This is a genomic window from Yinghuangia sp. YIM S10712, assembly GCF_051388935.1.
GTDB lineage: Bacteria > Actinomycetota > Actinomycetes > Streptomycetales > Streptomycetaceae > Yinghuangia.
Window position 1 is genome coordinate 296,737 of sequence record NZ_JBPKBI010000007.1, and the last position, 10,314, is coordinate 307,050.

Annotated in this window: 8 protein-coding genes and 1 pseudogene; 4 read left to right on the top strand and 5 right to left on the bottom strand. The window is 69.7% G+C overall.

The features are described from left to right. Positions 1-177 precede the first annotated feature (177 nt). Entirely contained in the window at positions 178-348 is a 171-nt protein-coding gene (locus tag ACRX5W_RS17825) for a hypothetical protein (RefSeq protein WP_436789153.1), read from the top strand. Positions 349-665: 317 nt separating this feature from the next. Here the strand turns inward: ACRX5W_RS17825 and ACRX5W_RS17830 are convergent, their stop codons facing one another. The 4 genes from ACRX5W_RS17830 to ACRX5W_RS17845 all read right to left on the bottom strand — a co-directional run bounded on the left by ACRX5W_RS17830 (position 666) and on the right by ACRX5W_RS17845 (position 5,460). After that, on the bottom strand, positions 666-2,207 hold the full coding sequence (locus ACRX5W_RS17830) for a glycoside hydrolase family 25 protein (protein ID WP_436789154.1): 1,542 nt from the start codon (positions 2,205-2,207) through the stop codon (positions 666-668). Positions 2,208-2,381: 174 nt separating this feature from the next. Further along, positions 2,382-3,029, bottom strand: a complete 648-nt coding sequence (locus ACRX5W_RS17835) for an excalibur calcium-binding domain-containing protein (protein ID WP_436789155.1) — start codon at positions 3,027-3,029, stop codon at positions 2,382-2,384. Between the two features lie 452 nt (positions 3,030-3,481). Further along, positions 3,482-4,717, bottom strand: a complete 1,236-nt coding sequence (locus ACRX5W_RS17840; protein ID WP_436789156.1) for a cytochrome P450 — start codon at positions 4,715-4,717, stop codon at positions 3,482-3,484. Between the two features lie 155 nt (positions 4,718-4,872). Further along, complete coding sequence (locus ACRX5W_RS17845; protein ID WP_436789157.1) at positions 4,873-5,460, bottom strand: TetR/AcrR family transcriptional regulator; 588 nt, start codon at positions 5,458-5,460, stop codon at positions 4,873-4,875. 621 nt (positions 5,461-6,081) lie between these two features. Here ACRX5W_RS17845 and ACRX5W_RS17850 point away from each other — a divergent pair. Then, on the top strand, positions 6,082-7,065 hold the full coding sequence (locus tag ACRX5W_RS17850; protein ID WP_436789158.1) for a DUF4328 domain-containing protein: 984 nt from the start codon (positions 6,082-6,084) through the stop codon (positions 7,063-7,065). Positions 7,066-7,651: 586 nt separating this feature from the next. Here the strand turns inward: ACRX5W_RS17850 and ACRX5W_RS17855 are convergent. Beyond that, positions 7,652-8,458, bottom strand: coding sequence for an exodeoxyribonuclease III (locus ACRX5W_RS17855; RefSeq protein WP_436789159.1), 807 nt, complete (start codon positions 8,456-8,458; stop codon positions 7,652-7,654). On the opposite strand from ACRX5W_RS17855, the gene ACRX5W_RS17860 reads away from it, so the two are divergent. Both ACRX5W_RS17860 and ACRX5W_RS17865 read left to right on the top strand, forming a co-directional pair. After that, positions 8,451-9,092, top strand: coding sequence for an MFS transporter (locus ACRX5W_RS17860; protein WP_436789160.1), 642 nt, complete (start codon positions 8,451-8,453; stop codon positions 9,090-9,092). The genes ACRX5W_RS17855 and ACRX5W_RS17860 overlap by 8 nt on opposite strands. A 252-nt stretch (positions 9,093-9,344) precedes the next feature. Then, positions 9,345-10,314, top strand: a pseudogene (locus ACRX5W_RS17865) (transposase); the annotation flags it as partial.

A 10,314-nucleotide genomic window follows, 5' to 3' on the forward strand; every position in this document is an offset into this window, starting at 1 on the left:
GCAGCGCGCGGCAAGCAACCGCAGGGCGTACGCCGACAACGCACGGTTGTGCGGGACGCCGACCGCTTCATCGAACGGACGTTTCACGACTTCACGTCACCCGTATGCCTGATTGCGTTCCGGCGCGCTAATCTGCAAGTCAGGGACAACATCGACGCCGTCGCCCCGGGAGGGCCTATGTCCGGTGTCACCCCGAGCTCGACGAGCCGTGGTCTGGTGATCTGCACCCTCGTCTATCTCGGCATTGCCGCGATGTACTCCGCGACGTTCGACGCACCCGCCTGGATGTGGTTCGGGTGGTGCGTGCTGGCGATCGCCACCGCCGTCCTCGTCGTGACGGACCGCTGACGAGTTTGCTCGGTCACGCCGGCCGTGCTGCGGGAAAGTCGCGGGCAGGCGGGTCCGAGCCACGGTTTTGCGGCGATGTGGCGTGTCGTTGACGCGGCAAACGGCTTCGCGCGCCCGGCGTGCGGCTTTTCGGCGACGTGGCATGTCATTGATGCGGCAGACCGTTTCGCATGCCCGCGCGTGCGGCTTTCGGCAGCATGGCGGCTATTGGACGCCCCGACGGTTTCGCACGCCCGGCCTGCGTTTGCCGCGTGCGGGCGTGCGTCGTCGGCGTCGAAACGCAGGGGCCTGCTATCAAAGCCTGCTCTCACCTCCCGCTACAGCTCCGGGTAATGCAGCGTCGCGTCGAGGCGGGCCTGTGGGTGGCTGAGACGCTTGACGCTGATCACGCGCGTCCGGGCCGGCTCGGCGAGCTCCAGCCAGGTCGCCTCGCCGTTGCCGACCGCGCGCTCCTGATTGAACTGGAGCCACGTGCCGGCGCCGTCGGAGACGTCGATGCGGACGGTGGCCTTCTCCCCCGGCGGCACGTAGTCCGCCGAGATGTTGATCCAGGCGCGGCCGGGCACCGCGGTGAACACGGTGGCCGAGTCGTCGCCGACGACGCTCGGGACGGTTTTCGCGACGAGTGCCATCTTCTTGCCCCTCCGCGGGTGCGCTGGGTCGAGTGCGTTGGCCGGGGTGACCCGCCCGGAGTTGTCGACGCGGGCTCCGCCGCGGTAGTCGTGCGGGTCGGCGGTCGGCGGGCAGCCGTCCGGGAAGTTCGGCGCGAAGTAGCCGGTGACGCGCGGGTCGGTGCGGCGGTACGTGTGCGCGTAGACGCCGCGCCCCTGTCCGCCGTCGCCGCCTTCGGGCAGGGTGTTGCCGCCCTTGGTGGTGACCGTGGTGGCGGTGAACCCCACGACGATCTCGGTGTGTTGGCCGTTCTGCCAGTTCATCCACGCGCCGAGGCTGGGGTATTCGGACCACTGGCCGCGTTGCCTGGCCCAATTGCTGAAAGCGGTGACGTTGTTGGTCTTCGGCACGATGTGTGCGAGGCCCGCGTCCTGGTACATGCACCACTCGAAGATGACGCACCAGGCGACGCCGTCCTCGCCGTACTGGCGTCCCCAGCGCGTGAGGTTGTCCCAGCCCGTACGGCTGTTCCACTTCTCGTAGTCGCCCTCCGGGATCGACAGGACGTGCGCGACGAGCCGCTCCCAGGCGGGCCGGGACCGCTCGGCCGCGCGGGTCTCGGCGGGGACGACCGTCGCGGTCGACCGGCTCGTCCGCACCGCATCGTGGCCCGGGACGTCGGCGGGCGGCGCTCCGACCCACGTGCGCAGGGCCTCGGCGGTGCCGCCGAACACGTTGGTGTCCAAAGGCCGGTCGGTGAACTGGTGGAAGCGCCATGCCGCCTGGATGCGCGGGGTGCCGGGCGGAGCCTGGTAGTCGGCAATCCACAGGAAGTCGCCGCATTCGTCGTCGGTGCGGAACCACCAGTCGCGGTTGGCGTACATCCCGACCTTGTGACGCGGGTAGCGCGCCTTGACCGCCGCGAGCCAGGCGTTTTTGCGCGCGGTGCACGTCGCGTCCGACACGCCCTGGTTGTAGGGCTCGAAGTCGAGGACCAGCAGCTCGTTTTCGGGGAGCGCGCCGAGGGCGTCGCAGAAGTGCGCCACCTCGCCTTCGACGTCGTTCTCGGCGTGCAGAAAGTGGTAGTACCCGACGACGATCCCGCGTCGCCGTGCCTCCGCCTGTTTCTCACGCCAGTGGTTCTGCCGTGTGCGGGCGCCTTCGCTCACCTTGATGAAGACGAACGTGGCGTCCGAAGGGATCTCTGACTGGTAGTCGGAAACGTCGTAACCTTTGGCGTACTCCATCGAGGCCCCCGGCCGACTGCTCGGCGAACGCGTGGACAAGCCACCGGACATCCCACCCGAGATCCAGTGTCCGCGTTGCCGGGCGCTGTGGTCGGCGGTCTGCCGAGATCCCCCCGAATGGAGCAGCGCATGGGGGCGCACACAGGGCGTACGCGAGACGCGTCGCGCCGGGACCTACTTCTCGCAGGCGACGCCGTCCCTGTCGCGGTCCAGGCGCAGTGAGTAGCCGGGGTCGCCGCGGTGCAGGGGCGCCGCGCCGGCAGCCTTCGCCTCGTCGCAGTTGCGGAAGAACACCAGGCCGGTCGGGAGGGTCGGGACCGGGCCGGGGGGTGTCGTGGTCGGTGCGGGCTTCGTCGGTGCGGGGGTCGTCGGCGGCCGGGTGCTCGGAGCCGCCGAGGTGGGTGGGGCGGACTGCGAGTACGACGGCATGGCGGTCGGGTAGAGGGTGCAGTTCTCCTTCGTCGGCACCGCTCCGAACTCCACGCGCTCCTTGGGGTTCGTGGGCCCGGGGGCCGGCGTCTGGTCGCAGACCTTCCAGTTCTTGTCGGCAACCGGCTTGCGGCCCTTGCCGCCGGCGTCGCGGTACACGATGTCGGTGAAGCCGAGCCCCTTCACCGTCTCGGTCGCCGTCCCCAGGTCCTTGTCCACGAGGTCGGGTATGTCCACGGTGGGCACCGAGACGCCCTGCTCCGGCTCACCGGGCGAGGACGGTCTGGCGTCCTTGGCCGTGTCCTTCTTTCCGGACCCGCTGCTGCACCCGGTCAGAGCGAGGCTGGCGGTGACGAACAGGGCCATCGTCGTACGAGCGGCATGGTCGCGCATGGTCGGCATCTCCCGGAGCATTCGGCTCCCGGAACCCTAGCGACGCGCGTACCGCAAGCACATTCGAACCTCCGAAACCCGCACCGAGGAGGCCTTCGACGGCACATCAAACCCCGCCAATTCCCTACAGAATTTTGCGTGTTCGCGTCGCAGACGTCGTCGCCGCCCGCACGGCCGGGGACGGACGCAAGCCGCACGCGGCGCTTGTGCGGCATCCCGGATCACCGTCCGCTCCGGAGCCCTCACCGGTCGGTCGCGCGCTGTCCGGATCCTCCGCTGGATCGCGATCGCCCGGCGCCGAAGCGGACAGGATCCGCACACGCACCGCGCCCGGCGTACGGCCCGGCCGCCGGGTCCCCGCTTTTGTGTCCGAAGCTGTGCCCCGGGGAGGAAGGGCGCTCGACAGCTCCCTCCTCCCCGGGCCGTGGCCTCCGTCGGGCGTTTCGAAGCGGTCAGCCCGTGTAGTTCACTTTGAGTTCCTTGATGCCATTGATCCATGCATGACGCAGTCGGCGGGGCTCCGCGGCTTTGGCGATGTTCGGCATGGCGTCGGCTATGGCGTTGAACATCAGGTTGATCTCCATCCGCGCGAGCGACGCGCCGAGGCAGAAGTGCGGGCCGCCGCCACCGAAGCCGAGGTGCGGGTTGGGGTCGCGGGTGATGTCGAATTTCTCGGGGCTGTCGAAGACCTCGGGATCGAAGTTCGCGGAGCTGTAGAAGATGCCGACCCGCTGCCCTTCCTTGATCTCCTGGCCGCCGAGCACGGTGTCGGTGGTGGCGGTGCGCTGGAACGACATGACCGGCGACGAGTAACGGATGATCTCGTCGGCGGCGGTCTCCGGACGCGTCGCCTTGTAGAGGTCCCACTGGTCGGGGTTGTCGAAGAACGCCAGCATGCCGTGCGTGATGGCGTTGCGGGTCGTCTCGTTGCCCGCGACCGCGAGCAGCAGGACAAAGTAGCCGAACTCGTCCGATCCGAGCGAGCCTTCGGACTCGGCGGCGACGAGTTTGGAGACGATGTCGCTCGCGGGGCAGGCCTTGCGCTCCTCGGCCATGCCCATGGCGTACATCATGACCTCGGCGGCGGCCTGCTGGCCGACGGACTGGTCCACGGCGTAGTCGGGGTCGTCGTAGCCCATCATCTGGTTGGACCACTCGAAGATGCGGACGCGGTCCTTCTGGGGGATGCCGATGAGTTCGGCGATGGCCTGCAGCGGTAGTTCGCAGGCGATCTCGGTGACGAAGTCGCCGCTGCCCTTCTTGCGGAAGTCGTGGACGATGCGGGCCGCCCGCTCGGTCAGGGTGTCCTTGAGGGCGTTGACGGCGCGCGGGGTGAAGCCGCGCTGGACGATGGACCGCAGGCGGGTGTGTTCCGGCGGGTCCATGTTGACCATCATGACCTTGACGCCGTCGATGGCGGCGGGGTCCATGTCCTCCGCGAAGCGGATGATGACGTTGTTGCGGTGCGCGGAGTACAGCTCCGGCCTGGTGGAGACCTCTTTGACGTCGGCGTGCCGGGTGACCAGCCAGTAGCCGTCGTCGCCGAAGTTGGAGACGGTCGGCGTCTGCGGGATCCACTTGACCGGTGCGGTCCGGCGCAGCTCGGCGAGTTCCTCCAGGGGCAGCCGCTTGGTGTAGAGATCCGGGTCGGTCGGGTCGAAGTCCGCCGGGAGAACCGGACACGTCATGGAAGCCTCCTCGTGCAGGGAATCGGGCATTGCGGGGTCGGCGTCCGGCGTGGGACTCGGCAGCCGCGCGTTCGCCGGTACGTTTCTTCGTGTCAAATCCGAACTGACCGATTTTTTCGGTCATTTGTTGCGCATCGCCACGCAGGCGAGGCGCCCTACGCCGCGTCCGGCGCGGCCGGCCTGCCGCGTCGTGACGCGCGCGCGGGCAGCAGCCGCCGCACGATGTCCAGGAGCACGGCGCGCAGTTCGTGGTCGGGAAGGTGGGGGAACGTCGCGACGGCGGCGTACAGCCCGCCCATCGCGACCGTCGCCGCGACGCGGTATTCGACGGGGCGTTCGTCGTCGTCGAGGACGGCGCTCACCCGTGCGGTGATCGATTCGAGTCGTGGCCTGATCGAGGGATGGGTTCCCACCGACACATCGCGATCGAGGATGACCGCGAGGGTGCGGTGGCGGAGCAGGAAGTCGACGTAGCCCTCGAACAGGACGCGCTGGCGCACCGCGTGGCCCTTGCGTCGCTCGGCGGTTTCGAGCACGCGGTCGAGGTCGTTGAGCGCGGGGCGGAGCAGCGCGTCGAGGAGCTCGTCCTTGGTGCGGAAGTGATAGTAGAGCGCGGCCTTGGTGACACCGACACGATCGGCGATGGCCTGGAGCGAGGTTCCGGCGAAGCCGCTCTCGCCGAACAACTCCACGGCGACCGCGAGCACTTTGTCGTACGTGTCTTCCGGTGCCGGTGAGGCCATCACTCCTCCCCTCCCGCGCGTGGTACGAACGGTTCGGTTCCGTGCACGTGCTGTCATGCGGGCGCCCTGGGCGTGAGGCATGCGGTACCCGAGCGGTCACGTCGTTGCGCTCCGTGTCGCCGTGTGATGAAACGTACGTCGGAGACTGACGGATGACAAGCCTGATGGGCCGTCAAATCACAAGTGCGGCAGGAAACTTCGGCAGTTCCTACTTGCCGGGTGGCAAGTGGGGAAAGCCGGCGGCCATGCCCTCGCGAATGGTTTCGCGCGACGGTTGGCCGATGGGCCGATCCCGGGGGCGCGATGACACGGGCGCCCTCGGCACGGCATGATGCGCTGCACAAACGGGCGGCGCCCGCGCGGCGTGCGCGCCGCACCGCGAAGCCGCCGCCCGGCAATCGGATCCATCCCGTGACAGCAGGGGGAACCCCTCAGATGCCGTGCGCCAACTGCGGTGCCCAACTCGCCTTGAACGGACCGTGCCCAGCGTGCGGCGCCGCTCCGCCCCAGGCCGCCCATGACCCGTTCGCCCCGCCGTCCTCGGGGCCAAGCGGAGGGGGCGCCCCCGCGTTTCCGCCCGGCGCGGTACCCATGCAGGCTCCCCCGCCGCCCGGAATGGGAATGGGCGGCCCCCCGCCCGGCTACCAGCCCGCGCACGCGTGGCCGGGGCAGTACGCGCCGATGGAGTGGGTCCCGGTCAAGCCTCTGCGCGGCCTGGCGAACGCCGTGTGCATTCTGCTCGGCGTCGTGGCGTTGATCGACCTGCTGGCGGCGGTCGCGCTTTTCCGCCGGGCCGCGTTGGTCGACGACTTCACCCTCAGCGACGTGCTGTCCGGGAGGCTGGAGGACGCGGACGACTTCGTCCAGGTCTCCTTGGGCCTGTTCGGGCTCGCCAGTCTGGCCACCGGCATCGTCTTCATCGTCTGGTTCGCTCGGGCGCGCAGCAACACCGAGGCGTGGTACGGCCCGTCGGCGACGATGTCGAAGGGCTGGGCGATCGGCGGCTGGTTCATCCCGCTCGCGAACTTCGTGATCCCGAAGATCGTCGCGCACGACATCTGGAAGCGCAGCGATCCGCAGTCCGCGGTGCCGGGCGGCCGTAGCAGCAAGGCGCTGTTGTGGTGGTGGTGGATCATCTACACGATCGCCGGGCTCATGTTCTTCGGCTCCGTTTCCGGGCGCGAGACCGAGGAAGACCTGGACAACGGCGACATCACCTTGTCGGAGTACGTCGACTCCGCGGTCGCGAGCGACACCGTCGCGGGCGTGGCACTCCTCGTGCAGATCGCCGCGGCGGTGCTGGCGATCCTGGTCGTGCAGCGGATCACCACGATGCAGGACCAGCGCATGGGGTTGCAGCCGATGCCGGGCATGTACCCGGGCGGCGTGCCGGCGCCGGGCGGGCCGGGGTATCCGGGCGGTGGGTTCGGTGCGCCTGGCATGCCGGGCATGCCGCCCGCACCGGGTGCGCCGGGCATGCCGCCCGCTGCGGCTTCCGCGATGCCGGCCCCCGGCTGGGGCGGCGCCGCTCCGCAACCCCCGGCGGCGCCGCAGGGCCCGGTGGAACTCCGCAAGGCCGACGAACCCGGCGGCGACGCCCGCTAGGAGCGCCGGACGGCTCACGTGACGGGATTGCCCCGATCGACCACGACGCGTCGATCGGGGCAATTCGCTGTCCACCGGCGCCGATTGCCCGCGGCCTTCGCCAACGGCCCGGAGCCAACCGCAGCGCACGGTCGGCACCGGACCGGTGCCGTCGCCCTGTGCGGGCGTCGTGCTGCGGGCTTCGGGTGCGACGGAACCGTCAAGGCGCGGCTGCGTGCGCCGTCACCGCCGCCCCGGGCGCAATCTGCGCCGGACCTCGCGGGCGACCCTGTCCTCCACCCGGCGCCGGGCTGCCCGGCGCGGGTTGGATATCCAGCCGAACCGTGACCGGGCGCGCCGGACCGGTGCGGGGGCCAGGTGGGCAGCCGGGTGGCGGGTCACCGAGCGCGCGTGGGACCAGCGTGCGTACCAACGTGGCGCGATGATCCGGAGCAGCGTGCGCATGGATGTCCCTCTCGCTCGTCCGTGTTGCCCGCGTCTGGGCTCTTCGCGAGTCTGCCCAGCAGGACGACAAGCGGGGTGCACCCGGTTGCGGGGTTTCCGCACCGAGGGGGTCGTGCGGGGGGCGGACGCCCCGGCGGCGGCGCTACGCGGGGTCGTAGTCGAACGTGACGGTGACCGGCGCGTGGTCGGACCAGCGCTCGGCGTAGGTGACGGCACGCTCGACGACGGCGGTCTCCGCGCGCTCGGCGAGGCCCTTCGTGGTGGCGAGGTAGTCGATGCGCCACCCGGCGTCGTTGTCGAAGGCCTTGCCGCGCATCGACCACCACGTGTACGGACCGGGCACGCCGGGGTACAGCATGCGTACGACGTCGTGGTAGCCGAGCTCGCCGAACAGCCGGGTGAGCCAGGCGCGTTCCTCGGGGAGGAAGCCGGATCTGGTGAGGTTGCCCTTCCAGTTCTTGATGTCGGCCTCGGTGTGTCCGATGTTCCAGTCGCCGGCGACGACGACTTCGCGGCCGTCCGCGGCGGCCTTCTCGCGCAGGCGCACGAGGTGTTCGGCGAGTTCCGTCATGAAGCGGTGCTTCGCCTCCTGCTCGGGCGTCTCGGCCTCGCCGGTGGGCAGGTAGAGGCTCGCGACGGTGACGCCCGGCAGGTCGACCTCGATCCAGCGGCCCGTCCCCTCGAACTCGGCCGACCCGAATCCGATGCGGTGTGCGGCGGGCTCGGTGCGGGAGTACACCGCGACGCCGGCGCGGCCCTTGAGGACGGACGGGGCGTACACCGTGTGCCAGCCGTCCGGGTCGCGCACGGCGTCGGTGAGCTGGTGGGGTTCGGCGCGTACCTCTTGCAGGCACACCACGTCGGCGTCGGTGTGCCGAAGCCAGGAGGTGAAGCCTTTGCCGGACGCCGCGCGCAGGCCGTTGACATTGACGGAGGTCACGGTGAACATCCCGGCAGGGTACCCAAACGGGGCAAACCCCGACGGCGGCGGCCCCGCCCCCGGCGCCCGCCGCCCTGGGCCTGTCCGGCGGGTCTCATCGGGCCGGCCCGCCGACGCGACCGTCTCGCAGATCGGCTACCTCATCACGGCCTTCGCGGTGGCCATGGCCTTCGGCGGGCCGTTCCTGACCACGGCCCTGACGAGACTCCCGCAGAAACACGCCTTGATGGTCCTTTTCGCCGTCTTCCTGCTCGGCAACATGTTGGCGGCGACAGCCACGTCGTACGCCGTGATGCTTGTCGCCCGGGTGATCACCGGCGTGGCGTCGCAAGCGTTCTTCGGTGTCGCGATATCGATCTGCATGCGCGTCACGGCACCCGAACTACGCGGGCGTGCCGTTGCGTTGGCGATGAACGGACTCATGCTCGGCACACTTCTCGGACTTCCGATGTCCGCACTCATCGGCGAACACCTGGGCTGGCGCGCCGCGTTCTGGGCCATCAGTGTCCTCGCCGTGATCGCCGCCGCGGCCACATGGGCAGGTGTGCCCAACCTGGAGGTCGAGGAAAGCGGAACCGTTCGCGACAGTTGGGCTTCTTCCGGTCGCGACCGCTCTGGTGGGCGATGGCGACCAGCACACTGATCATCGGAGCCACGTTCTCGGCGTTCAGCGTGATTTTTGCGAGGAACCCCGGGGCTTCGGCCCCGGGAGGAATCGCATCCTTGGTCCGGAGGCGCGGAGCGCCGGAGTTCTCCGCGTCTCCGTTGTGACGGTCGGTCCGGCTGCTTCTGGTTCTCGAGGTATCCCTTGATGCCGCCGAGCGGTGCGCCCGCTGCACGATGCCGCGAAGGAGGAGGACGGTGCGGATGTCGGGTTTGGTCCCTTCGTGGTGTCATGGGCCCATACGATGCCGGCGTGAAGATCGTGACGCAGGTGAAGCTGCTGCCGGAGGCCGGCCAGGCCGCCGCGCTGCGGTCCACCCTGCGCACGGTCAACGAGGCCGCGTGCTGGGTGTCCGCGGTGGCGTTCGAGCGTGGAGTCCCGCGTGAGTACGAGCTGCGCAGGCACACGTACGCCGAACTGAAAGCCCGGGGTCTGGGCGCGCAGGCCGCGCAGCACGTCATCAAGAAGACCCGCGACGCCTACACCGCGCTCCAGGCCGGCATGAAGGCCGGGAACCTGGGCAAGCCGGGACTCGAAGCGCCGGACCACGGCCGAGTCCAAGCCCATCGTGTTCCGTCCCGAGGCCGCGCAGCCGTACGACGACCGGTGCCTGTCCTGGCAGTTGGACGCCGGTACGGTCTCGATCTGGACGATCGCCGGGCGACTGAAGAACGTCCGCTTCACATGCTCGCCCGGCGCCCTGAAGATGCTCCGCGAGCACCGCAGGGGCGAGTCCGACCTGATCGAACGCGACGGCGCCTTCTACCTGATCGCCACCTGCGACATCCCCGAGCCNGATGCTCCGCGAGCACCGCAGGGGCGAGTCCGACCTGATCGAACGCGACGGCGCCTTCTACCTGATCGCCACCTGCGACATCCCCGAGCCGCAGGTGTACGAGCCCGCCGGGTTCGTCGGCGTCGACCTTGGCATCGCCAACATCGCCACCACCTCGACCGGCTACCGCGCCGCCGGGCGGGGCCTGAACCGGCACCGCAGGCGGCAACGGGAACTGCGCGCGAAACTCCAGGCCAAGGCCACCAAGTCCGCCAAGCGCCTCCTCAAAAGGCGTGCCCGCAAGGAAGCCCGGCACACCGCCAACGTCAACCACACCATTTCCAAGACCATCGTCGTCGCCGCTGAACGCACCGGACGCGGGATCGCCCTGGAAGACCTCACGGGCATCCGCGACCGGGTACGGCA